Annotated in this window: 22 protein-coding genes and 1 pseudogene; 13 read left to right on the forward strand and 10 right to left on the reverse strand. The window is 72.5% G+C overall.

Annotated elements, in window-relative coordinates; all coding sequences use genetic code 11:
• Nucleotides 1-357: Lrp/AsnC family transcriptional regulator (locus ABT160_RS41630; protein ID WP_351654167.1), on the reverse strand; the 357-nt coding region annotated here is incomplete at its 3' end.
• Nucleotides 358-551: 194 nt separating this feature from the next.
• On the opposite strand from ABT160_RS41630, the gene ABT160_RS41635 reads away from it, so the two are divergent.
• The 3 genes from ABT160_RS41635 (at nt 552) to ABT160_RS41645 (ending at nt 4,015) form a co-directional block, all read left to right on the forward strand.
• Entirely contained in the window at nt 552-1,988 is a 1,437-nt protein-coding gene (locus ABT160_RS41635; protein ID WP_351654169.1) for a gamma-aminobutyraldehyde dehydrogenase, read from the forward strand.
• A 196-nt stretch (nt 1,989-2,184) separates the two neighbouring features.
• Nucleotides 2,185-3,393 carry a polyamine ABC transporter substrate-binding protein gene (locus ABT160_RS41640; RefSeq protein ID WP_351654171.1) on the forward strand — a complete coding sequence of 403 codons (1,209 nt, stop codon included), beginning with the start codon at nt 2,185-2,187 and terminating at the stop codon, nt 3,391-3,393.
• A gap of 88 nt (nt 3,394-3,481) precedes the next feature.
• A complete protein-coding gene (locus ABT160_RS41645) occupies nt 3,482-4,015 on the forward strand; it encodes a hypothetical protein (RefSeq protein ID WP_351654173.1) in 534 nt (177 codons plus the stop codon).
• Here the strand turns inward: ABT160_RS41645 and ABT160_RS41650 are convergent.
• The 6 genes from ABT160_RS41650 to ABT160_RS41675 form a co-directional block, all read right to left on the reverse strand.
• Complete coding sequence (locus tag ABT160_RS41650; protein WP_351654203.1) at nt 3,972-5,192, reverse strand: serine hydrolase domain-containing protein; 1,221 nt, start codon at nt 5,190-5,192, stop codon at nt 3,972-3,974. The genes ABT160_RS41645 and ABT160_RS41650 overlap by 44 nt on opposite strands.
• 99 nt (nt 5,193-5,291) lie before the next feature.
• Complete coding sequence (locus ABT160_RS41655; protein ID WP_351654175.1) at nt 5,292-5,978, reverse strand: response regulator; 687 nt, start codon at nt 5,976-5,978, stop codon at nt 5,292-5,294.
• Nucleotides 5,975-7,153, reverse strand: coding sequence for a sensor histidine kinase (locus ABT160_RS41660; RefSeq protein WP_351654176.1), 1,179 nt, complete (start codon nt 7,151-7,153; stop codon nt 5,975-5,977). Before ABT160_RS41660 ends, ABT160_RS41655 begins: the two co-directional genes overlap by 4 nt.
• Nucleotides 7,153-7,935 carry an SAM-dependent methyltransferase gene (locus ABT160_RS41665; RefSeq protein WP_351654177.1) on the reverse strand — a complete coding sequence of 261 codons (783 nt, stop codon included), beginning with the start codon at nt 7,933-7,935 and terminating at the stop codon, nt 7,153-7,155. Before ABT160_RS41665 ends, ABT160_RS41660 begins: the two co-directional genes overlap by 1 nt.
• The gene (locus tag ABT160_RS41670) at nt 7,932-8,624 is read right to left on the reverse strand and encodes a glycerophosphodiester phosphodiesterase (RefSeq protein ID WP_351654179.1); all 693 of its coding nucleotides are present in this window, start codon (nt 8,622-8,624) and stop codon (nt 7,932-7,934) included. Before ABT160_RS41670 ends, ABT160_RS41665 begins: the two co-directional genes overlap by 4 nt.
• A 79-nt stretch (nt 8,625-8,703) precedes the next feature.
• The gene (locus ABT160_RS41675; RefSeq protein ID WP_502984399.1) at nt 8,704-9,777 is read right to left on the reverse strand and encodes an adenosine deaminase; all 1,074 of its coding nucleotides are present in this window, start codon (nt 9,775-9,777) and stop codon (nt 8,704-8,706) included.
• Between the two features lie 66 nt (nt 9,778-9,843).
• Here ABT160_RS41675 and ABT160_RS41680 point away from each other — a divergent pair, with 66 nt between their 5' ends.
• Nucleotides 9,844-10,623, forward strand: a complete 780-nt coding sequence (locus ABT160_RS41680; protein WP_351654183.1) for a DUF4190 domain-containing protein — start codon at nt 9,844-9,846, stop codon at nt 10,621-10,623.
• A gap of 38 nt (nt 10,624-10,661) precedes the next feature.
• Here ABT160_RS41680 and ybiA read toward each other — a convergent pair whose 3' ends face one another.
• On the reverse strand, nt 10,662-11,255 hold the full coding sequence (gene ybiA / locus ABT160_RS41685; RefSeq protein WP_502984400.1) for a riboflavin biosynthesis intermediates N-glycosidase: 594 nt from the start codon (nt 11,253-11,255) through the stop codon (nt 10,662-10,664).
• A 146-nt stretch (nt 11,256-11,401) separates the two neighbouring features.
• Here ybiA and ABT160_RS41690 point away from each other — a divergent pair, with 146 nt between their 5' ends.
• From ABT160_RS41690 to ABT160_RS41725, 8 genes are all read left to right on the forward strand, one after another.
• A complete protein-coding gene (locus tag ABT160_RS41690; RefSeq protein ID WP_351654187.1) occupies nt 11,402-12,907 on the forward strand; it encodes a gamma-aminobutyraldehyde dehydrogenase in 1,506 nt (501 codons plus the stop codon).
• Nucleotides 12,908-12,957: 50 nt separating this feature from the next.
• A complete protein-coding gene (locus tag ABT160_RS41695) occupies nt 12,958-14,205 on the forward strand; it encodes an ABC transporter substrate-binding protein (protein ID WP_351654189.1) in 1,248 nt (415 codons plus the stop codon).
• 59 nt (nt 14,206-14,264) lie between these two features.
• The gene (locus tag ABT160_RS41700; RefSeq protein WP_351654191.1) at nt 14,265-15,404 is read left to right on the forward strand and encodes an ABC transporter ATP-binding protein; all 1,140 of its coding nucleotides are present in this window, start codon (nt 14,265-14,267) and stop codon (nt 15,402-15,404) included.
• On the forward strand, nt 15,401-16,330 hold the full coding sequence (locus ABT160_RS41705) for an ABC transporter permease (RefSeq protein ID WP_351654193.1): 930 nt from the start codon (nt 15,401-15,403) through the stop codon (nt 16,328-16,330). The genes ABT160_RS41700 and ABT160_RS41705 overlap by 4 nt, the downstream gene beginning before the upstream one ends.
• Nucleotides 16,330-17,124: an ABC transporter permease gene (locus ABT160_RS41710; protein ID WP_351654194.1), complete on the forward strand. Its 795-nt coding sequence runs from the start codon at nt 16,330-16,332 to the stop codon at nt 17,122-17,124. Before ABT160_RS41705 ends, ABT160_RS41710 begins: the two co-directional genes overlap by 1 nt.
• A gap of 26 nt (nt 17,125-17,150) precedes the next feature.
• Nucleotides 17,151-18,569 (forward strand): NAD(P)/FAD-dependent oxidoreductase, encoded by a 1,419-nt coding sequence (locus ABT160_RS41715; protein WP_351654196.1) that lies wholly within the window; start codon nt 17,151-17,153, stop codon nt 18,567-18,569.
• 212 nt (nt 18,570-18,781) lie between these two features.
• Nucleotides 18,782-19,246 (forward strand): hypothetical protein, encoded by a 465-nt coding sequence (locus ABT160_RS41720; protein ID WP_351654205.1) that lies wholly within the window; start codon nt 18,782-18,784, stop codon nt 19,244-19,246.
• Nucleotides 19,247-19,343: 97 nt separating this feature from the next.
• The gene (locus tag ABT160_RS41725) at nt 19,344-21,149 is read left to right on the forward strand and encodes a chitinase (RefSeq protein ID WP_351654198.1); all 1,806 of its coding nucleotides are present in this window, start codon (nt 19,344-19,346) and stop codon (nt 21,147-21,149) included.
• Here the strand turns inward: ABT160_RS41725 and ABT160_RS41730 are convergent.
• Both ABT160_RS41730 and gabT read right to left on the reverse strand, forming a co-directional pair.
• The gene (locus ABT160_RS41730; RefSeq protein WP_351654200.1) at nt 21,118-21,930 is read right to left on the reverse strand and encodes a phosphatase PAP2 family protein; all 813 of its coding nucleotides are present in this window, start codon (nt 21,928-21,930) and stop codon (nt 21,118-21,120) included. The genes ABT160_RS41725 and ABT160_RS41730 overlap by 32 nt on opposite strands.
• 97 nt (nt 21,931-22,027) lie before the next feature.
• Nucleotides 22,028-23,362, reverse strand: a complete 1,335-nt coding sequence (gabT, locus tag ABT160_RS41735) for a 4-aminobutyrate--2-oxoglutarate transaminase (RefSeq protein WP_351654201.1) — start codon at nt 23,360-23,362, stop codon at nt 22,028-22,030.
• Nucleotides 23,363-23,607: 245 nt separating this feature from the next.
• On the opposite strand from gabT, the pseudogene ABT160_RS41740 reads away from it, so the two are divergent.
• Nucleotides 23,608-23,790 (forward strand): annotated as a pseudogene (locus ABT160_RS41740) (hypothetical protein); the annotation flags it as partial.

Genomic DNA, 23,790 nt, shown 5'->3' on the forward strand with positions numbered 1-23,790 from the left:
GAAGGAGCCCGCGGTCATCACCACGTACTCGCACTCGCCCATGGCCGTCAGGGCCTCCGCCACCGGTTCGAGGTCGCCCTCGACGTGGATGCCCACCATCGCCTGGCGCCGCAGGCCCACGGTGAGCGGGTCGGTGACGGCGACGATCTGCATGACGCCCTGGTCCAGCAGCTTCTGCACGCGCTGGCGCACCGCCGCCTCGGACAGGCCGACGGCCTTGCCGATGGCGGCGTACGGGCGGCGCCCGTCCTCCTGGAGCTGCTCGATGATCGCCAGGGAGACGGCGTCGATCGGGGATGCCGATCCGTTCCCGGTCCTGGACTCTGTGCTTCGACTGGCCACGGGCTCACTGTGCACCGAGACTCGTCCGTCACGCAACCCGTGAGCGATGAAATTCGTTGTTGAAGCCTGCAAAAGTCACTGAATCCGAAGTTCTGTGCGGTCGGGTCTGTCGAAAACGTCGTCCAGGAGATTAGGGTGGACTTGTCTCACCCATCGGACAGCACCCCACGGACCGTACGGGTGCACGGGATCGACAGGAGGGGTGGCAAGTGACCACCGAGCTGCGTCGTCTGCGCAACTACATCAACGGGGAGTTCAAGGACGCCGCCGACGGACGGACCATCGAGGTGGTCAACCCGGCCACGGGAGAGGCGTACGCGACCTCCCCGCTCTCGGGCCAGGCCGACGTCGACGCCGCCATGGAGGCCGCCGCGGCCGCCTTCCCGGCCTGGCGCGACACCACCCCCGCCGAGCGCCAGAAGGTCCTGCTGAAGATCGCGGACGCCTTCGAGGAGCGGGCCGAGGACCTCATCGCCGCCGAGGTGGAGAACACGGGCAAGCCCCGCGCGCTCACCGCGAGCGAGGAGATCCCGCCCATGGTGGACCAGATCCGCTTCTTCGCGGGCGCCGCCCGGCTCCTGGAGGGCCGCAGCGCCGGCGAGTACATGGAGGGACTGACCTCCATCGTGCGCCGCGAGCCGGTCGGCGTGGTCGCCCAGGTCGCCCCCTGGAACTACCCGATGATGATGGCCGTGTGGAAGTTCGCCCCGGCGATCGCCGCGGGCAACACGGTCGTGCTCAAGCCCTCGGACACCACCCCGGCCTCCACCGTGCTGATGGCCGAGATCATCGGGCAGATCGTGCCCAAGGGCGTCTTCAACGTCGTCTGCGGCGACCGCGACACCGGCCGCGCGATGGTGGAGCACTCCACCCCGGCGATGGCCTCCATCACCGGTTCCGTACGGGCCGGCATGCAGGTCGCCGAGTCGGCGGCCAAGGACGTCAAGCGCGTCCACCTGGAGCTGGGCGGCAAGGCCCCGGTCGTCGTCTTCGAGGACACCGACATCGCCAAGGCCGTCGAGGACATCGCGGTCGCCGGGTACTTCAACGCCGGGCAGGACTGCACCGCCGCCACCCGCGTGCTGGTGCACGAGTCCATCCACGACGAGTTCGTCACCGCGCTCGCCAAGGCCGCCGCCGACACCAGGACCGGCCAGCCGGACGACGAGGACGTGCTCTACGGCCCGCTGAACAACGCCAACCAGCTGAAGCAGGTCTCCGGCTTCATCGAGCGCCTGCCCGCGCACGCCAAGGTCGAGGCGGGCGGCCACCGCGTCGGCGAGAAGGGCTACTTCTACGCCCCGACCGTCGTCTCCGGCCTCGAGCAGGACGACGAGATCATCCAGAACGAGGTGTTCGGCCCGGTCATCACCGTGCAGTCGTTCACCGACGAGGAGCAGGCGCTCGCCTACGCCAACGGCGTCGAGTACGCGCTGGCCTCCTCGGTCTGGACGAAGGACCACGCCCGCGCGATGCGCATGTCCAAGGCGCTGGACTTCGGCTGCGTCTGGATCAACACGCACATCCCGCTGGTCGCGGAGATGCCGCACGGCGGCTTCAAGAAGTCCGGCTACGGCAAGGACCTCTCGGCGTACGGCTTCGAGGACTACACGCGCATCAAGCACGTGATGACGTCGCTCGGCTGACCCTCCGGGCTTGGGCAGTACGCGAGTTGGGGCGCGGGAACACTTCCCGCGCCCCTTCGCCGTACCCGGCCCCGCCCGCCCGTCCCCCGCGCCGCTCGCACTGCTCGCACTGCTCGACAGGGTGTCGCGCGGCGCGCCTCACGGCCTCGACGCACCGTCCATTGTCCCGTCACGGCGGCGGGGGCATCCTGCGGGAATGCCCCGCTCCCCCCTGCACCGCGCCGCGCCCGCCCTCCCGCGCCCGTCCCGCCGTTCCCTGCTGCGCGCCCTGGGCGGCGGCGCGGCCGCGCTGGCCCTGGCCGGCTGCGGGGTGCCCGCCGCGTACGTGGGGCCCGGCGACCGGTCCCGGCGCGACGACTCCGCGCGCGACAAGAGCCTGGACTTCGCCAACTGGCCGCTGTACATCGACACCGACGACGAGGACACCTCCGAGCGGCCCACGCTGGCGGGGTTCACCCGGCGGACCGGGATCTCCGTGCGCTACACCGAGGAGATCAACGACAACGACGAGTTCTTCGGGAAGATCAGCCCGGCGCTGATGAACCACCAGGAGACCGGCCGCGACCTGATCGTGGTCAGCGACTGGATGGCGGCCCGCTTCGTACGGCTCGGCTGGGTGCAGGAGATGGACCGGGCGGCCCAGCCGCACGTCGCGGAGAACCTCGACCCGCAGCTGCTGCGGCCCGCCTTCGACCCGGGCCGGCTGCACAGCGTGCCCTGGCAGTCCGGGATCACCGGCATCGCGTACAACCGCAGGAAGCTGGGCCGCGAGATCAGGTCCACGGCGGACCTGTGGCGGCCCGAACTGCGGGGCAGGGTCACCCTGTTGTCCGGCCTGGACGAGGCGTTCGCGCTGCTGATGCAGGGCCAGGGCGTGGACGTGACGCGCTGGACGGCCGACGACTTCCACGCCCTGTGCGAGCACCTGGAGCGCCTGGTGCGGGCCAAGCACATACGCCGCTTCACCGGCAACGACTACATCAAGGACCTCTCCACCGGCGACGTGCTGGCCTGCCAGGCGTACTCCGGCGACGTCATCCAGCTCCAGGCCGACAACCCCGACATCGAGTTCGTGGTCCCGCAGGAGGGCGCGGAGCTGTGGGCGGAGTCCCTGATGATCCCCAACCTGGCCCGCCACAAGGCCAACGCCGAGAAGCTCGTGGACTACTACTACGAGCCCGAGGTCGCCGCCGCCCTGGCCGCCTGGGTCAACTACGTCTGCCCGGTCCCCGCCGCCCGCGAGGTCCTCGCCTCCTCGGGCGACGAGGACCTGGCGGCACTGGCGGAGGACCCGCTGGTCTTCCCGGACGCGGAGATGCGCAAGAGGCTGGCGATCGCGCGGGACATCACGGCGGAGGAGCGGGTGGGGTTCGCCAAGAGGTGGAACGGGATCGTGGGGTTGTAGGGGGCCGCGAGGGAGCTTCCCGGGGAAGCGGGCCCGCTGGGGGACCCTCACTTTTTGAACGCGTTCACAACGGGCGTACGCTGCGGCCATGAGCGAGCAAGCGCTGCTGCGGCGCATACGCGTGTGGTTGGCCGTGTTCATCGTCTGCCTGGTGCTGAGCGGCCTCACGGCCTTCCCGCTGGTCACCGAAGTGCGCTGGGCTGAACAGGCGTTGGGCTCCTGGGCGGCGCCGGTCGGCGACGCCTTCCCGGCGCTGCCCGAGTGGATCGCCCGGGTGCGCGCGGGCACCGACAGCGCCGGGGCCGAGCACCCGTTCCTGCTGTACGGCACCGACTGGCTGGCCTTCGCCCACCTCGTCATCGCCGTCGCCTTCTACGGCCCCTACCGCGACCCGGTGCGCAACGTCTGGGTGGTGGGGTTCGGGATGATCGCCTGCGCCGGGATCGTCCCGCTGGCCCTGATCTGCGGACCGCTGCGGTACATCCCCGGCTGGTGGACCCTGATCGACCTCTCGTTCGGGGTGTTCGGGGTCGTCCCGCTGCTCGTCGTACGGCGGATGACCAAGCGCCTGGAGGCCCTCACCGCCCCCGCGGCGCGTCCGGCCGGCCGTACGCCGCGGTGACGATCCCCAGCGCCGTGGCGTTCATGTCCTGGCCCTTGGCGTCCGTGGCGTTGACCGAGTAGACCAGGGTGCGGCCGCCGTCCCGGGTGGCGGCGACGGCCGTGTTGTAGCCCCAGCGGCCGCCTGTCTTGCCCCACACCTCGTGGCCGCCCAGGCGCGTCACCGACAGGCCCACCGCGTACGCGGCCGTCAGTGAGGGCTTCTCGTGGTCGTGCAGCAGGGCGCCGGAGGCGTCGCGGGGGAGGGTGAACATCTCCTCCAGCAGGGGGCCCTCCAGCAGCTTCCCCGCGAACAGCGCGCGGGTGAAGCGCTCCAGGTCCGCCGTGGTGGAGACCAGGTCGCCGGCCGCCCAGGCGTCCGTCACGGTCCACGCCGACACGTCCCGCGGGCCCCTCGTCCCGTCGCCCCGGTCCATCACCTGGTAGCCGTGGTTGTACGGGCCCGTCAGGTACGGGCTGGTGCCGGGGGAGTAGGTGTCGCGCAGGCCGAGCGGGCGCAGCACCTCGCGCTCCACCTGGTGCGCGAACGCGTCGCCGGTGACCCGCTCCACGATCAGGCCCGCGAGCGTGTAGCCGATGTTCAGGTAGTGCTGGGCGGTGCCCGGTGCGAACTCCCGGGGCAGGGAGAGGGCCGAGCGCGCCGTCTCCCGCGGGTCGTGCACGGTGAAGCGGTCCGCGTACGCCTCCTCGACCGTGCTCGTGGAGGAGCGCGCGGCCGGTATCCCGTGCGTGTGGTTGAGGAGTTGACGGACCGTCACTCCGGCGTACGCGGCCGGGACCAGGTCCGGGAGGTAGGAGCGGGCCGTGCGGTCCAGGTCGATCCGGCCCCGGGCGGCCAGCCGGAGCACCGTCGCCGCGGTGAACACCTTGGTCACCGAGCCGATCCGGAACCGGGCGTCCGGGTCCGCCGGGCGCCCGGAGGCCAGGTCGTGCACCCCGGCGCTGCCGCGCCAGGTGCCCCGGGTGCCCCCGACCCGTACCAGCGCGGCCGTCGTGTCCGCGCCCGGCAGGCCCGCGAGCGCCGCCGCCAGATCCGCCGCGTCCCCGGCGGGGACCGGGCGCTGCTGGTGCGCCGACTGCGCGGCGGGGGAGCGCGGCTGGGCGGCCGCGGCCGGGCCGGCGGCGAGGCCGAGGGCCAGGGCGGTGGCGATCAGGGTGCGGCGGGTGCGGGCGTCCATGGTGGTCAACTCCGGTGGTGTGGGCCGTCGTTCTCGATGGCTCCATCCTGCTGACCAGCGGCCTTCCCCGGATCGCCGGAGCGGGGGGTCTCGCGGGGCCTACGTCCTCCCCCGCGCGGGGGAGGCGGGCGGCGTCGGCGTCACCAGACCGGTCTCGTACGCGCAGATCACCGCCTGGATCCGGTCGCGCAGCCCCAGCTTCGCCAGCACGTTGCCCACGTGCGTCTTCACCGTGTGGTCGCTCACCACCAGCTCCGCCGCGATCTCCGCGTTCGACAGGCCCCGCGCCAGCAGCAGCAGCGTCTCGCGCTCCCGGGCCGTCAGCACGTCCAGGAGCGCGTCCGGCGGGCCCGTGCGGCGCGGGCCGCCCGCCGTGTACTGCTCCACCAGGCGCCGCGCCACCGACGGCGCGAGCAGCGACTCGCCGCGCGCCACCACCCGCACCGCGTGCACCAGGTCGTCCCGGCGCACGTCCTTGAGCAGGAAGCCGCTCGCGCCCGCGTGCAGCGCCTCGTACACGTACTCGTCGGAGTCGAACGTCGTCAGCATCACCGTCCGGCAGGCGCTCTCCGCCACGATCGCCCGGCACGCCCCGATCCCGTCCAGCACCGGCATCCGCACGTCCAGCAGCGCCACGTCCGGCGCGTGCTCCCGCACCGCCGCCAGCGCCGCCGCGCCGTCCCCGGCCTCGGCCACCACCTCGATGTCCGGCTGCGCGTCCAGGATCATCGCGAAGCCGCCGCGCACCAGCTCCTGGTCGTCCGCCACCACCACGCGCAGGCTCATCCCGCCACCCCCTCGTCCGCGAGCGGCAGCACCGCCCGCACCTCGAAACCCCGCCCGTCCGGGCCCGGGCCGCAGTGCGCCGTGCCGCCCAGCGCCGCCGCCCGCTCCCGCATCCCGATCAGCCCGTGCCCGCCGGTGCGCCACCCCGCGCCCCGCACCGCCCGCGGCCCGCGCCCGTCGTCCGTGACCCGCACCGTCAGCGCGTCCTCCTCGCGGCCCAGCCGGACCCGCACCAGCCGGGCGTCCGCGTGCTTGACCGCGTTCGTCAGCGCCTCCTGCACGATCCGGTGGGCGGCCGCCCCGACGGCCTGCGACACCCGGGCGGGCGCGCCGGCCCGCTCGTACGCCACGTCGAGGCCGCCCGACCGCACCCGCTCCACCAGCGCCCCGATCGCGTCCAGACCCGGCTGCGGGGCGCGCGGCGCGGCCGGCTCCCGGCCGTCCTCGCGCAGCACCCCCAGCAACTGCCGCAGCTGCGCCATCGCGTCCCGGCCCGTCCGGGAGATCGCGTCGAACGCGGCCTCCGCGCGCTCCGGCGCGGCGCGCACCGCCACCGGACCCGCCTCCGCCTGCACGATCATCAGGCTCACCGCGTGCGAGAGCACGTCGTGCATCTCCCGGGCGATCCTGGCCCGTTCGCCCGCGGCGGCCCGCTCGGCGTCCGCCGCCCGGTCGCGGCGCCGCGCGGCGGCCAGCCGGCCGGAGGCGTAGGCCGCGGTGAACACGAAGAAGGAGAAGACCAGTTCGCGCGCCGAGCGGGTGTCGAGGCCCACCGACACCGGGATCGCCACGGCCACCAGCAGCACCGCGACCAGCCGGTGGCGCGGCGGCGACTGCGCGCCGATCGTGTAGAGCAGCACCAGACCCGAGTACGGCAGCGGCTGCCCTGGCCCGTCCAGCGCCAGCTCGTACAGCGTGTTCGCCGCCAGCACCGCGAGCAGCACCCGCAGCGGCGCCCGGCCGCGCCACAGCAGCGGCACCACCGTCAGCGTCGTCAGGCCGTACGCCGCCCAGCCGGCCGGCGGTACGTCCGGCGGGCGCGGCACCACGAACGGCAGCGTCACCGCCAGCTGCACCAGCAGCGCCACGCCCAGGTCCACCGCCCACGGCCGGGACGCGGCCGACTCCCGCAGCCGCGCGGCCAGTTCCCCCGTCACGTCCCCCCGTGCCGCCATTACGGCTTGCGGCCCACCGCGCCGAACTGGGCGACCACGGCGCCGTCCTCGTCACGCCAGCGGGAGCAGGAGACGACGCCCGGGTCGAGCAGGTCGAGGCCGTCGAGGAAGGACGTGAACTCCTCGCGGGAGCGGGCGGTGATCGGCGGGGTCGCGTTCTCGTTCCAGAACGCCATCGCCTCCACGTTGCCCTCGCCGCCCAGCTCCGGCTCCAGCGTCGGGTGGGTGAGCACCAGGTAGCTGCCCGAGGGCACCGCGTCCAGCAGGGTGCGCACGATGGTGCGCGCCTCGTCGGTGTCGAGCACGAAGTTGAGGATGCCGAGCATCATCACGGCCACCGGACGGTCCAGGTCCAGTATCCCGCGCACCTCCTGGACGATCCGGCGCGGGTCGTGGGCGTCGGCGTCGATGTACTCGGTGCGGCCCTCGGGCGAGCTGGTGAGCAGCGCGCGGGCGTGGGTGAGCACGATCGGGTCGTTGTCGACGTAGACCACGCGGGAGTCCGGGGCGATGCGCTGGGCGACCTCGTGGGTGTTGTCCACGGTGGGCAGGCCGGTGCCGACGTCCAGGAACTGGCGCACCCCGGCCTCGCCCGCCAGGTGCTCCACCACGCGGCCCAGGAAGGCGCGGTCGGCCCGGGCGACCTCGCCGATGCTCGGGTAGAACCCGGTGACCTGGTCGCCGACCGCCCGGTCCACCGGGTAGTTGTCCTTGCCGCCGAGCCAGTAGTTCCAGACCCGGGCGTTGTGCGCGATGTCGGTGCGGATGCGGTCGGTCGTCACGAGCGGGTACCCCTTCGCAGTACGGCGGCGAGGGCGTCCGGCCGGTTGGTGGTCACGGAGTCCACGCCACTCAAGATCAGCTTACGCATGGTGCGCCGGGTGTCCGCGGTCCAGGCGGAGACCAGGTACCCGTCCTGGTGGATCCGGTCCACCAGGGCCCCGTCCAGCAGGCCGAAGCGGTAGTTGAGCCAGCGCGGCTTGACCGCGTCGAGCAGCGCCGGACGGGGCGGGGCCAGCGAGGTCCAGGTCAGGGCGATCTCGGCGCCCGGGTCGGCGGCCCGCACGTCCAGCATCGCGGTGGTGCCCGCGCAGTAGTAGACGCGGTCGGCGGCGCCGCAGTCGTGGACGGCGCCCACGATCGCGCGCACCGAGGAGAGGTCGCCGCCGGGGAGGTCCAGCATCAGGCGGTGGTCGCGGGCGGTGTCGAGGGCGTCGGCGAGGGAGGGGACGCCGCCCGCGGTGATCCCGCGCACCTCGTCGTACGAGAGCGCCGAGAGCGGGCGGTCGTGGTGCCAGAGCCGCTTGAGGGTGTCGTCGTGCAGGAGGACGGGGACGCCGTCCCGGGTGAGCCGTACGTCGACCTCGACCGCGTCGGCGCCGTGGGCGCGGGCGGAGCGGAGGGAGGGGAGGGTGTTCTCGCGGACGCGGTACGGGTCGCCCCGGTGCCCCACGACGGTGACGTTGCGCATGGACCCATTGTGGGGGCCGGGGATACGGGGCGGGGATGCCCCGGCCCCCGGGCGCCCCGGCCCCCCCCCGTGCGTGTGGCTAGTGGGTGAGCCAGGTGGTGACGTAGTCGTCGATCTCCGTCGACAGCGCCCGCTTCCCCGCCTCGTCCAGGAAAGACGCCTCCACCGCGTTCTTCGCCAGCTCCCCGACCCCGCGCTCGTCCAGGTCCAGCAGGCGTGCCGCCACCGCGTACTCGTTGTTGAGGTCCGTGCCGAACATCGGCGGGTCGTCCGAGTTGATCGTCACCAGCACCCCGGCGGCCACCATCTCCTTCACCGGGTGGTCCTCCAGCCTCGCCACCGCGCGGGTCGCGATGTTCGAGGTCGGGCAGACCTCCAGCGCGATCCGGTGCTCGGCCAGGTGCTTCAGCAGGGCAGGGTCCCGCACCGAGCTGGTGCCGTGGCCGATGCGCTCGGCGCCCAGGTCGTTCAGCGCGTCCCACACCGTCTCCGGCCCGGTGGTCTCCCCGGCGTGCGGCACCGAGTGCAGGCCCGCGGCGATCGCCTGGTCGAAGTACGGCTTGAACTGCGGGCGCGGCACGCCGATCTCCGGGCCGCCCAGGCCGAAGGAGACCAGGCCCTCGGGGCGCAGCCCGTCGGTGGTCGCGAGCCGGGCGGTCTCCGCCGCCGACTCCAGGCCCGCCTCGCCGGGGATGTCGAAGCACCAGCGCAGCGCCACGCCCAGCTCGCGCTCGGCGGCCGTGCGGGCGTCCTCGATGGCCTCCATGAAGGCCTTCTCGTCGATGCCGCGCCGGGTGGAGCTGAAGGGGGTGATGGTCAGCTCGGCGTAGCGGATGTTCTGCCGGGCCATGTCCCGGGCGACCTCGAAGGTCAGCAGCCGGACGTCCTCGGGGGTGCGCACCAGGTCCACCACCGACAGGTAGACCTCGATGAAGTGCGCGAAGTCGGTGAAGGTGAAGTAGTCGGCGAGCGCCTCGGGGTCGCTGGGCACCCGGGAGTCGGCGTGCCGCGCGGCCAGCTCGGCGACGATCCGGGGGGAGGCGGAGCCCACGTGGTGCACGTGCAGCTCGGCCTTGGGGAGCCCCGCGATGAAGGGGTGCAGGTCGGTCATCGGGTCCTCCGTGTGCAGTACGCCGCTCGGGTCGGGGATCATCGTATGTGGGCCCGGTCCCGCTCCGGGACGAGGCCTTAGCATGACGGAACACGATGGGGGAGGCCCATGTCAGACCACGCCGACCAGCCGCCGGGCGGCGGGCAGCCCGATCCCTGGGCGCCGCCGGAGAGCCGGACGCCGCAGCCGGGCGGGGACGCCCCCGCGGACAAGGTGGACCTCGGGAAGGGCGCCGGGCCGTCCCCGGTGCACGACCAGCAGACCATGGCCGCGATGCCGTCGGACGGTTTCGGCCCCGCCGGCGCGCAGGGCCCGGTGCCGCCGGGCGGCGCCGTGCCGCCTCCGCCGATAGCCCCCGGCGGTCCCGCGCAGACCGCCCCGGGCGCCGCCTACGGCGCGCCCGCCTACGGATACCCGGACCCCGGCTACCCGGATCCCGGCCAGCCGGCCGCCGGAGCCCCGTACGGCTATCCCGACCCCGGCCAGCCCGCCGCCGGGTCCTACGGCTACCCCGGCTACCCGGGCTACAGCGCCTACGGGCAGAACAACTGGAACCAGACGCCCAACAACGGCATGGGCACCGCCGCGATGGTGCTCGGCATCATCTCCGTGGTCGGCTTCTGCATGTACGGCGTGGTCGGCATCGTGCTCGGCGTGCTCGCCCTGATCTTCGGCATCCTGGCCCGCAAGCGCGTCCAGCGCGGCGAGGCGAACAACGGCGGCATGGCCACCGCGGGCATCGTCCTCGGCTCCATCGGCATCGTGCTCGGCGCGGCCGTGATCGGCTTCATCATCTGGGCGATCGCCAACAGCGACGAGTTCGAGGACAGCGACACCGGCTACGACGACCCCTTCCAGACGTCCCTGTACGTCCCGGACGCCCGCTAGCCGACGAGCCCCGTACGCACACCGGTGGGGCGCGGGACTCAGGCCTCCCCCCGCAGCCGCTCCCGCGCCTCCATCAGTGCGAACCCCAGCAGGTTCAGGCCCCGCCAGCGGGCCGGGTCGCCGGCGCGCTCGTCGTCCGCGGCGAGTCCGATGCCCCAGATCCGGTCCAGCGGGCTCGCCTCCACCAGGACCCGCTCCCCGGTGCCGAGCAGGAACGCGCGCAGCTCCTCGTCCTGGCCGAACTTGTGCACCGAGCCCTCGGCGACCAGGGCGAAGCGCTCGCGCTCCCAGACCGCGCCGTCGAAGCCGCGCACCAGGCGGCCGGCCTTCTTCGCCTGCGCCGGGTGCTCCGCCGCCAGGGCGGCCCGCTCGGCCTCCGGGTCGGCGAAAAGCCTCGCCTTTCCCGCCATCATCCAGTGCTCGGCGGTCGCGTACCGTATTCCGTCGACCGTGAACGGTGACGGCCACCACTGGCTCAGGCAGCTCGGTCCCAGGGTGCCGTCGCGACGCGGCGCGTGGCCCCAGAAGTGCAGGTAGCGGACGCGTGCGCCGGACTCGCGCTGGTGCCGGACCAGCGCGTCCCGGCTGGTGATCGTGGTCATGCACGCGAGTCTGGCAGCCGCCACTGACACTTCGTACGGGGATTTCCTTGGTGACGCGACACATTGATCGACCGAATCCGTCGCGTAACCAAAAGGCAACTACGGAATCACTTGTCGGCCAGGATGCATCCTGTCAGGATCGGCACTCAATTCGAGCTGGAACAACGGAGAGCGTCATGGGCAACCGCTTCCAGGTGCGAGACCGCTTCGAGCAGGGCGCGCAGTTCGTCGACGGGCGCCTGCGTCCCGGGACGTCGGGCAGCACCCACACCGTCGTGGACCCCGCCACCGGCAACGGCGTGTACGACTACGAACTGGCCTCCACCGCCGACGTGGACACCGCCGTCGCCGCCGCGAAGGCGGCCTTCCCCGGCTGGGCCGGGGCCACCCCGGGCGAGCGCTCCGACGCGCTGCACCGGTTCGCGGGCGTACTGGCCGAGCGGGCCGGTGAGTTCGCGTACGCCGAGTCGCTGCAGTGCGGCAAGCCGATCAAGCTGTCCACCGAGTTCGACGTGCCCGGCACCGTCGACAACACGGCGTTCTTCGCCGGGGCCGCCCGCCACCTCCAGGGCCAGTCCGCGGGCGAGTACAGCGCCGACCACACCTCCTACGTACGGCGCGAGCCGATCGGAGTGGTCGGCTCCATCGCCCCCTGGAACTACCCGCTGCAGATGGCCGCCTGGAAGGTCCTGCCGGCGATCGCCGCGGGCAACACCATCGTCCTGAAGCCCGCCGAGCTCACCCCGCTCACCTCGCTGATGTTCGCCCAAGCCGCCACCGAGGCGGGCCTGCCCGACGGCGTGGTCAACGTGGTCACCGGCGCGGGCCGCACCGCGGGCGAGCACCTGGTGGGCCACCCGGACGTGGCGATGACCTCCTTCACCGGCTCCACCGCCGTCGGCAAGCGGGTCGCCGAGATCGCCACCTCCACCGTCAAGCGGCTCCACCTGGAGCTGGGCGGCAAGGCCCCGTTCGTGGTCTTCGACGACGCCGACCTGGACGCCGCGGTGCACGGCGCCGTCGCCGCGTCCCTGATCAACACCGGCCAGGACTGCACGGCGGCCACGCGCGCGTACGTGCAGCGCCCGCTGTACGAGGCGTTCGTCTCCGGCGTCGCCGACCTGATGGCCACCGTGCGCCTGGGCGACCCCTTCGACCCGGCCACCGACCTGGGCCCGCTGATCAGCCACGCCCAGCGCGACCGGGTGGCCGGCTTCGTCGACCGGGCCCGCGGCTACGCGCGCGTGGTCACCGGCGGCGAGGCGCCGAAGAACGACGGCGCCTACTACCGGCCCACCCTGATCACCGGCGCCCCGCAGGACAGCGAGGTCGTCCAGGCCGAGATCTTCGGCCCGGTCCTGGTGGTGCTGCCCTTCGACTCCGACGACGAGGGCATCGCCCTCGCCAACGACACCCCCTACGGCCTGGCCGCCTCCGCCTGGAGCCGCGATGTCTACCGCACCGGACGCGCCACCCGGGAGATCAAGGCCGGCTGCGTGTGGGTCAACGACCACATCCCGATCCTCAGCGAGATGCCGCACGGCGGCTACAAGGCGAGCGGGTTCGGAAAGGACATGTCGGCGTATTCCTTCGAGGAGTACACGCAGGTCAAGCACGTGATGTACGACAACACGGCGGTCGCCGCGAAGGACTGGCACCGCACGATCTTCGGGGACCGATAGCCACCGCCGCACGACCAGCGGCGCCAACCCTCCCGAAAGGGCAACAGCGCATGGAGCAGTACGAGGCCGAGGGCCTGTCCGCCGCCCAGCTCGCGGCGATGCGGCGCAGTCTGCACAGCGGGCGGGGCGCCCTGACCCGCCGTTCGCTGCTGCGCGCGGGCGGCCTCGGCGCGCTCGCGGTCGGCTCGATGGCCGCCCTGGGCGGCTGCGGCATCCCGCCCGCCAAGCGGGAGGGCCAGGGCCCCGCCGCCACGGACTTCTCGGCCAAGGAGAAGCAGGTCGTCTTCTCCAACTGGACCGAGTACATGGACGTGAGCGAGGACGAGAAGGGCTACCCGACCCTGGAGGCGTTCACCAAGCGCACCGGGGTCAAGGTCAAGTACACCGCGGACATCAACGACAACGTCGAGTTCTTCGGCAAGGTCAAGCCGCAGCTCGCGGCCGGCCAGGACACCGGCCGCGACCTGATCTGCGTCACCGACTGGCTGGCCGGGCGCATCATCCGGCTCGGCTGGGCCCAGCCGCTGGACCCGGCCAACCTGCCGCACGCGTACGCCAACCTGTCCGCCCAGTTCCGCACCCCCGACTGGGACCCGGGCCGCTCCCACTCGTACCCCTGGACCGGCATCTCGACGGTCATCGCGTACAACTCCAAGGCCACCGGCGGCCGCAAGGTCGACTCGGTGACCCAGCTGCTGAACGACCCCGCGCTCAAGGGCCGGGTCGGCTTCCTGTCCGAGATGCGCGACACGATCGGCATGACGCTGCTCGACCTCGGCAAGGACCCGGCGAAGTTCACCGACGCCGACTTCGACGCGGCCACCGGGCGGCTGCAGAAGGCCGTCGACAAGAAGCAGATCCGCCGCTTCACCGGCAACGACTACACCGCCGACCTCGACAAGGGCGACCTGGCCGCGTGCCTGGCCTGGGCCGGGGACGTCATCCAGCTCCAGGCCGACAACCCCGACATCAAGTACGTGATCCCGTCGGCGGGTTACATCACCTCCACCGACAACCTCCTGGTCCCGGCCCAGGCCCGGCACAAGACCAACGCCGAGAAGCTGATCGACTACTACTACGAGCCGGACGTCGCCGCCCAGCTCGCCGCGTACATCAACTACGTCTGCCCGGTGGACGGCGTGCGCGACGCGCTGGCGAAGATCGACCCCGCGCTGGCGGCCAACACCCTGATCCTCCCCGACAAGGCCATGGCCGCGAAGTCGCACGCCTTCCGTTCGCTGACCAGCGACGAGGAGACGGCGTACGAGGAGAAGTTCGCCAAGCTCATCGGAGCCTGACGGACCGTCCGCCCCCCGCGCACCCCCTCACTCCTCCTCACCTCCTGGGACCACACCCCATGACCAACAGCAACAGCGGCGGCGACGTCCGCCTGGCCGGGATCAGCAAGTCGTACGGCTCCTTCACCGCCGTCCAGCCGCTCGACCTGACCGTGCCTCAAGGCTCCTTCTTCGCGCTGCTCGGCGCCTCCGGCTGCGGCAAGACCACCACCCTGCGCATGATCGCGGGCCTGGAGGACCCCACCACCGGCACCGTCTTCCTCGGCGACCGCGACGTCACCGACCTGCCGCCCTACAAGCGCCCGGTGAACACCGTCTTCCAGTCCTACGCGCTCTTCCCGCACCTGGACATCTTCGAGAACGTCGCCTTCGGACTGCGCCGGCGCGGCGTCAAGTCGGTCAAGAAGCAGGTCGGCGACATGCTCGACCTGGTGCAGCTCGGCGACAAGGCGCACCGCAAGCCGCACCAGCTCTCCGGCGGCCAGCAGCAGCGCGTCGCGGTGGCCCGCGCGCTGATCAACCACCCCCAGGTGCTGCTGCTCGACGAGCCGCTGGGCGCTCTGGACCTCAAGCTGCGCCGCCAGATGCAGCTGGAGCTCAAGCGCATCCAGACCGAGGTCGGCATCACCTTCGTGCACGTCACCCACGACCAGGAGGAGGCCATGACGATGGCCGACCAGGTCGCGGTGATGAACGGCGGCCGGGTCGAGCAGCTCGGCGCCCCCGCCGACCTGTACGAGAACCCGCGCACCACCTTCGTCGCCAACTTCCTGGGCACCTCCAACCTGATCGCCGCCGAGGTCGCCGCCACCGGCACCGACGTCGTCGTCACCGCGGGCGGCGCCAAGCTCCGGCTGCCCGCCGACCGATGTCCCGGCTCGCCCGGCACCGGCACCAAGCTGCTGGTCGGGGTGCGCCCGGAGAAGATCTCGCTGACCCACGCCGACGACGCCGACTCGATCGCCGCCGGCCGCAACACCGTGCGCGGCACCATCGCCGACACCTCCTTCATCGGCGTCTCCACCCAGTACGTGATCGACGGCCCGGCCGGCGACGGCCTGCAGGTGTACGAGCAGAACGTGGAGCGCGACACGCGCCTGGTGCCCGGCGCCGAGGTCGTCCTGCACTGGAACCCGGCCCACACCTTCGGCCTCGACGCCGACCAGGACATCGACGCGGGCACGGAGGAAGCGGCGTGACGCTCACCGAGCCCGCGGCGCCCCCGTCCGCCGCCGAGCCCCCCGCCCCGCGCAAGCCCTCGACCCGGCGGCGGCTCGTCCCGTACTGGCTGCTGCTGCCCGGCATCCTGTGGCTGGTCGTCTTCTTCGCGCTGCCGATGATCTACCAGGCCTCCACCTCGGTGCAGACCGGTTCGCTGGAGAAGGGCTTCCAGGTCACCTGGCACTTCCGGACGTACTGGGACGCCTTCGGCGAGTACTGGCCGCAGTTCGTCCGCTCGCTGCTGTACGCGGGCACCGCGACCCTGCTGTGCCTGCTGCTCGGCTACCCGCTGGCCTACCTGATCGCCTTCCGCGCGGGCCGCTGGCGCAACCTGGTGCTCGTCCTGGTCATCGCGCCGTTCTTCACCAGCTTCCTGATCCGCACCCTGGCCTGGAAGACGATCCTCGCCGACGGCGGCGCCGTGGTCGGCGCCCTCGACAGCCTGCACGTCCTCGACGTCACCAGCTGGCTGGGCTGGACCGAGGGCAGCCGGGTGCTCGCCACCCCGATGGCCGTGGTCTGCGGACTGACGTACAACTTCCTGCCGTTCATGATCCTGCCGCTGTACACCTCGCTGGAGCGGATCGACGGACGGCTGCACGAGGCCGCCCGCGACCTGTACGCCTCCCCGGCCACCACCTTCCGCAAGGTGACCTTCCCGCTGTCCATGCCCGGCGTCGTCTCCGGCACCCTGCTGACCTTCATCCCGGCCAGCGGCGACTACGTCAACGCCGAACTGCTCGGCTCCACCGACACCAAGATGGTCGGCAACGTCATCCAGTCCCAGTTCCTGCGCGTCCTGGACTACCCGACGGCCGCCGCCCTCTCCTTCATCCTGATGGCGATCGTGCTGCTCATGGTCACCGTCTACATCCGCCGTGCGGGAACGGAGGACCTGGTCTGATGCGTTGGATCCGGCGCAACCTGGTCGTCGTCGCGGGCCTGCTGACGCTCGCGTACATGATCCTGCCGAACGTCGTCGTGATGGTGTTCTCGTTCAACAAGCCGAACGGGCGCTTCAACTACGCCTGGCAGAAGTTCTCCCTGGACGCCTGGAAGGACCCGTGCGGCGTCGCCGACATGTGCGGCTCGCTCACGCTGTCCCTGCAGATCGCCGCCTGGGCCACGGTCGGCGCGACCGTGCTCGGCACGATGATCGCCTTCGCCCTGGTGCGCTACCGCTTCCGGGCGCGCGGCGCGGTCAACTCGCTGATCTTCCTGCCGATGGCGATGCCCGAGGTCGTGATGGCCGCCTCGCTGCTCACCCTGTTCCTCAACATGGGCGCGCAGCTGGGCTTCTGGACCGTCCTGATCGCGCACATCATGTTCTGCCTGTCGTTCGTCGTCACCGCCGTCAAGGCCCGCGTGATGTCCATGGACCCGCGCCTGGAGGAGGCCGCCCGCGACCTGTACGCCGGGCCGGTGCAGACCTTCGTGCGCGTCACCCTGCCCATCGCCGCCCCCGGCATCGCGGCCGGCGCGCTGCTCGCCTTCGCGCTCAGCTTCGACGACTTCATCATCACCAACTTCAACGCGGGCTCCACCGTCACCTTCCCGATGTTCGTGTGGGGTTCGGCGCAGCGCGGCACGCCCGTGCAGATCAACGTCATCGGCACGGCGATGTTCGCCATCGCGGTGCTGGTGGTGGTCGTCGGCCAGCTGGTCGGCAACCGGAGGAAGAAGACAGCACAGAGCTGAGCACCACCCCGAAGGAGTTGGAAGCCATGGCCCCAGCTGCCATGCGTATCGCTGCTCGATCCCTTTCCGACGCCCAGCCCGTCGCCTACTGGCTGGAAGACCCGGGCAAGCCCGGCGCCCTGCCCGCGCTGACCGAGACCGAGCGCTGCGACCTGCTGGTCGTGGGCGGCGGCTACAGCGGACTGTGGACCGCCCTGCTCGCCAAGGAGCGCGACCCCGCGCGGGACGTCGTGCTGATCGAGGGCCACGAGGTGGGCTGGGCCGCCTCGGGCCGCAACGGCGGCTTCTGCTCCGCCTCGCTCACCCACGGCCTGGGCAACGGCCTGGCCCGCTGGCCCGGTGAGCTGGACCGCCTGGAGGAGCTGGGCGGGCGCAACCTGGACGCCATCGAGGAGGCCGTCGCCCGGTACGGCATCGACTGCGACTTCGAGCGCACCGGCGAGATCGACGTCGCCACCGAGCCGTACCAGCTGGAGGAACTGGCCGAGCTGTACGAGCAGGCCCGGGGCCTCGGCCTGGCGGACGGCCTGGAGCTGCTCGACCGCGACGCGGTGCGGGCCGAGGTGGACTCGCCGACCTTCCTGGGCGGCCTGTGGGACCGGCGCGGGGTCGCCATGCTCAACCCGGCGCGGCTGGCCTGGGGCCTGAAGCGGGCCTGCCTGGAGGCGGGGGTGCGGATCTACGAGAACACCCGCGGCCTCGACCTGGTGCGCGCGGGCGCCCAGATGGCCGTGCGCACGCCGTACGGCCGGGTGTTCGCGCGCCGGGTGGCGCTGGGCACCAACGTCTTCCCCTCGCTGGTCAGGCGGGTGCGCCCGTACACCGTGCCGGTGTACGACTACGCGCTGATGACCGAGCCGCTCAGCGCGGAGCAACTGGCCTCGGTGGGCTGGAAGAACCGCCCGGGCCTGGGCGACAGCGCCAACCAGTTCCACTACTTCCGGATCACCTCGGACCACCGGATCCTGTGGGGCGGCTACGACGCGGTGTACCGCTTCGGCGGCCGGGTCAGCGCGGAGATGGACCAGCGGCCGGAGACCTACCTGAAGCTCGCCGAGCACTTCTTCCGCTGCTTCCCGCAGCTGGAGGGGGTGCGCTTCAGCCACGCCTGGGGCGGCGCGATCGACACCTGCTCCCGCTTCTCGGCGTTCTTCGGGACGGCGCACCAGGGCCGGGTCGCCTACGCGGCCGGGTTCACCGGCCTCGGCGTCGGCGCCACCCGGTTCGGCGCCGACGTGATGCTGGACCTGCTCTCGGGCCGGGACACCGAGCGCACCGCGCTGGAGATGGTGCGCTCCAAGCCGCTGCCGTTCCCGCCGGAGCCGATCGCCTGGGCCGGGATCGGGCTCACCAAGTGGTCGCTGGCCCGCTCCGACGCCAACGGCGGGCGGCGCAACCTGTGGCTGCGGGCGATGGACAAGGCGGGGCTCGGCTTCGACAGCTGACCCCGCTGGAGCCGACCCCTCTGGAGCCGCCCCCGCCGCGGCCGACCCCCGCTGACCTGGTCCGCGCCCGGGGCGCACGCCCCCCGATCTTGGTGTGACCCAGTTCACTACCAATCGGTAGCCGAAGTCGCGTAATGAGCGCGGCACTCCGCGCTCTCTTCCGTACGAGCCCCGCCCGCCCGGGCGGGGCACCCGAACGGAGGCAGATGGCGATGACCGGACCGGGGGCGGCCAAGACCGCCGTGGAGTGGCTGGCGTCGGTGGCGCCGGATCCCGAGGCCTGCCGGTGGGAGTGGGAGCGCAACCCCCTGGGGGTGGCGCTCCTGCCCGCCGGCCGGCGCTGGGACGTACTGATCCTGCCGGGCGAGCTCGGCTACCCCACCCTGGACGTGCTGACCAGGCTCGTCGACCGGCCGGGCCCGGTGCTCGCCGACTTCGGCGACGCCCGCATGGGGTTCTTCGTACCGCCGGGCACGGCCGCGCGCTGGCTGGGCACGGGCGTGCGCGGCGCCGGGGCAGGGACCTGGATCGTGGTGCCCTACCCCGGCCGGGCGACCGGCGGGGTGCGCTGGCTGGTCCAGCCGGACGGGTCGGGCACGCTGACCGACCCGGCCCTGCTGGAGCTGGCGATGCACGAGGCGGCCGCGCACGTGGCGCGCGAGGACGGGGGTCGGTGATCTTCCACAGGTATTGACCACGGGTATTGACCGCAGGATTGGTCTGGACCAAGCTGTGCGGCGCTCCACCTCGATTCCCCCACCCCCGGAGGCAGTTGTGGACCGCAGCAGACCCCTGGCCGTCGCCGTGGCGGCCGTCCTCGCCGCGAGCGGACTCGCGGCGACCGTCCAGAGCGCACGCGCCGCCGACGCCGAACTGGCGCGCAACGGCGGCTTCGAATCAGGCCTCGACGGCTGGAGCTGTACGGCGGGCAGCGGCGCCGTCGTCTCCTCGCCCGTCCACGGCGGCGGCAAGGCGCTCCAGGCCACCCCGGCCGGGAGCGACAACGCCAACTGCGCGCAGACCGTGAGCGTGCAGCCCAACTCCGCGTACACCCTGAGCGGCTGGGTGCGCGGCAGCTACGTCTACCTCGGCGCCTCCGGCACCGGCACCACCGACGTGTCCACCTGGACCGCCTCGGCCCCGGACTGGCAGAAGCTCTCCACCACCTTCCGCACCGGCGCCGCCACCACCTCGGTGACCATCTACACCCACGGCTGGTACGGCACCCCGGCCTACCAGGCCGACGACCTCTCGCTGACCGGCCCCGGCGGCACCCCCGTACCGGCCCCCTCGGCGCCCACCGGCCTCGCCGCGGGCACGCCCACCTCCAGCACCGTGCCGCTGTCCTGGTCCCCGGTCTCCGGAGCCACCGGCTACAACGTGTACGTCAACGGCGCCAAGGCCCAGTCGGTGAGCGGGACCTCCGCCACCGCCTCGGGCCTGGCCGCCGCCACCGCGTACAGCTTCCAGGTCACCGCCACCAACAGCGCGGGCGAGTCCCCGAAGTCCACCGCGGTCGGCGCCACCACGGCCCCCGGCGGCGGCGACCCGGGCAACCCCGGCACCCTGCCCGCGCACGCGCTGGTCGGCTACCTGCACGCCAGCTTCGCCAACGGCTCCGGCTACACGCGGATGGCCGACGTGCCCGACTCCTGGGACGTCATCAACCTCGCCTTCGGCGAGCCCACCTCGGTCACCTCCGGCGACATCCGCTTCAAGCTCTGCCCGGCCACCGAGTGCCCCGGCGTGGAGTCCGAGGCCGACTTCAAGGCCGCCATCAAGGCCAAGCAGGCCGCCGGGAAGAAGGTCCTGATCTCCATCGGCGGGCAGAACGGCCAGGTGCAGCTCGCCAGTACGGCCGCCCGCGACACCTTCGTCTCCTCGGTGTCGAAGATCATCGACGACTACGGCCTGGACGGCCTGGACATCGACTTCGAGGGCCACTCGCTGTCGCTCCAGACCGGCGACACCGACTTCCGCAACCCGACCAGCCCGGTCATCGTCAACCTGATCTCCGCGGTCAAGACGCTCAAGGCGAAGTACGGCGCGAAGTTCGTGCTCACCATGGCGCCCGAGACCTTCTTCGTCCAGCTCGGCTACCAGTACTACGGCTCGGGCCCCTGGGGCGGCCAGGACCCGCGGGCCGGCGCCTACCTGCCGGTCATCCACGCCCTGCGCGACGACCTGACCCTGCTGCACGTCCAGGACTACAACTCCGGCTCCATCATGGGCCTGGACAACCAGTACCACTCGATGGGCGGCGCGGACTTCCACATCGCCATGACGGACATGCTGCTCACCGGCTTCCCGGTGGCCGGCAACACCGCCCGGGTCTTCCCGGCGCTCCGCCCCGACCAGGTCGCCATCGGCCTGCCCGCCTCCACCAACGCGGGCAACGGCTACACCGCCCCCGCCGAGGTGACCAAGGCGCTCAACTGCCTCACCAAGAAGACCGACTGCGGCTCCTACCAGACCCACGGCAGCTGGCCCGCCCTGCGCGGCCTGATGACCTGGTCCATCAACTGGGACCGCTTCAACGGCGGGGAGTTCAGCCGGAACTTCGACGCCTACCGCTGGTGAGCGGGGCGGGCCGGCCGCGCCCGCCGACGGTGAAGGCGACCGTGAGCAGCACCCCGCACAGGCACCAGCTGCCCAGCACGTCCAGGGGCCAGTGGTAGCCGCGCAGCACCAGGCCGACGCCCGTCGCCGCCGACACCACGGCGGCGACGGGCAGCAGCCGTCCGGAGAGCAGCCACGCGGCGCCGGCGTAGGCCACCATCGCCGTCGCCGCGTGGCCCGAGGGGAAGTAGCCGGTCTCGGCGGTGAGCGGTCCCGGCCGCGCCACCAGGACCTTGACCAGCGAGACGAGCGCGGGCGTCAGCGCGTTGGCGAGCAGGACGGCCGCGGTCGCCCGGCGCCGGCCGCGCCACCACGCGTACGCCGCCGCGGCCAGCAGCACCGGGATCCCGACGGCCAGGCTGCCCAGGTCGGAGAGGAACTCGGCGAGGCCCTGGGGGCCGCGGCCGACGACGGAGGCGTCGAGGCGCTCGTCCAGGCGGCGCAGCGGCCCGTGGGCGGCGACCTGCCAGGTGAACAGCGCGAAGAGGGCGGCGAGGAGGCCGCAGAGGAGCCCCGGGAGAAGAGCCGGCCGCCCCGGAACAGGGGGGGTGGTTCCGGGGCGGCCGCCTGGACCGGTGCACCGCGCGCCCCGGGGGGTGTGGGGCGGGCGGCTGTCCGATCGGTGAGGAGTTCCGGGGCCCGAAGCCCCGGTGGTGTGCGCGAGGGCACGGCCGGGCCGGGGCTGGGGAGGCTCCGTACCGGCTCCGCCCGCAGTCCCCTGCGAGCGGGGTGTTTCTCTCATCTGGCGAAACCGTACGGCAGTGAAGCGGGGGACCGACAGACGGATTCCCATCCCGCCATCGGCCCCCCACACGTTCTTCACAGCGCACAGAATCGCATCACAGGGCGGCGAAGGCACCCTCGATGATGTCCAGGCCCTCGTTCAGCAGGTCCTCGCCGATCACCAGCGGCGGCAGGAAGCGCAGCACGTTGCCGTAGGTGCCGCAGGTCAGCACCAGCAGGCCCTCGGCGTGGCAGGCCTTGGCCAGCGCGCCGGCCGCCTCGGGGTTGGGCTCCTTGGTCGCCGGGTCCTTGACCAGCTCGATGGCGATCATGGCGCCGCGGCCCCGGATGTCACCGATGACCTCGTGCTTCTCCTGCATGGCGGCGAGGCGGGCCTTCATGACCGACTCGATCCTCTTCGCCGCGGCGTTGAGGTCGAGCTCCTTCATGGTCTCGATGGCGCCGAGCGCACCGGCGCAGGCGACCGGGTTGCCGCCGTAGGTGCCGCCCAGGCCGCCGGAGTGGGCGGCGTCCATGATCTCGGCGCGGCCGGTCACGGCGGCCAGCGGCAGACCGCCGGCGATGCCCTTGGCGGTGGTGATCAGGTCCGGGACGACGCCCTCGTCCTCACAGGCGAACCACTGGCCGGTGCGGCAGAAGCCGGACTGGATCTCGTCGGCGACGAAGACGATGCCGTTGTCGTTGGCGAACTCCACGATGGCCGGCAGGAAGCCCTTGGCCGGCTCGATGAAGCCGCCCTCGCCGAGCACCGGCTCGATGATGATCGCGGCGACGTTCTCGGCGCCGATCTGCTTGGTGATCTGGTCGATCGCCTGGGCGGCGGCCTCGGGGCCGCAGTTCTCGGCGCCGGTGGGCCAGCGGTAGCCGTACGCCACGGGCACGCGGTAGACCTCGGGCGCGAACGGGCCGAAGCCGTGCTTGTACGGCATGTTCTTGGCGGTCAGCGCCATCGTCAGGTTGGTGCGGCCGTGGTAGCCGTGGTCGAAGACGACGACGGCCTGGCGCTTGGTGTGCGCGCGGGCGATCTTCACCGCGTTCTCGACGGCCTCGGCGCCCGAGTTGAACAGCGCCGACTTCTTGGCGTGGTCGCCCGGGGTGAGCTCGGCGAGGGCCTCGCAGACCTCCACGTAGCCCTCGTAGGGGGTGACCATGAAACAGGTGTGGGTGAAGTCGGCGAGCTGCGCGGAGGCGCGGCGCACCACGGCCTCGGCGGAGGCGCCGACCGAGGTCACGGCGATGCCGGAGCCGAAGTCGATCAGGCGGTTGCCGTCGACGTCCTCGATGATCCCGCCACCGGCGCGCGCGGTGAACACGGGCAGTACGGAGCCCACGCCGCCGGCCACCGTCCGCAGGCGGCGCGCCTGCAGCTCCTGCGACTTCGGGCCGGGGACGGCGGTGACGACGCGGCGCTCCTGCGGGATTGCGGTCATGAGGGGCTCCTGGGGTGGATCGGGCGGGCGTGCGGGCTCCCGGCGGGGCTCGCTGGGGGCCGCACCGGCCCCCCTTGCGCAGGCTAGGCGGGGCGGGCGCGGGCGGGCATGCTCCGTTCGGGAGTGGTGCGCCCGTGTCGTTGTCCGCGACGGACATAGCGAGCGGATCCCCCCGCCGGGGCCCGGCGGCCACTAGATTGACCGGTGCACGAAGGCGGGCCTGGCTGGTCAGGGGGCAGCGGTTCATGAACACCGAAGGCACACACGACTCACGCGACATGCGCGGGGGACGCGACCAGGGGCGCGCGGACGGCCCCGCGCGCCCCGGCCAGGTGCCGCACCCGGCGGACCCGCAGTCCGCCCTGCACGCGCCCCAGGGCCCCGCGCCGCACCCGCACCCCGCGGTGCCCGCGCCCGCGGCCCCGCCG

The sequence above is a fragment of the Streptomyces sp. NPDC001941 genome (assembly GCF_040296945.1).
GTDB lineage: Bacteria > Actinomycetota > Actinomycetes > Streptomycetales > Streptomycetaceae > Streptomyces.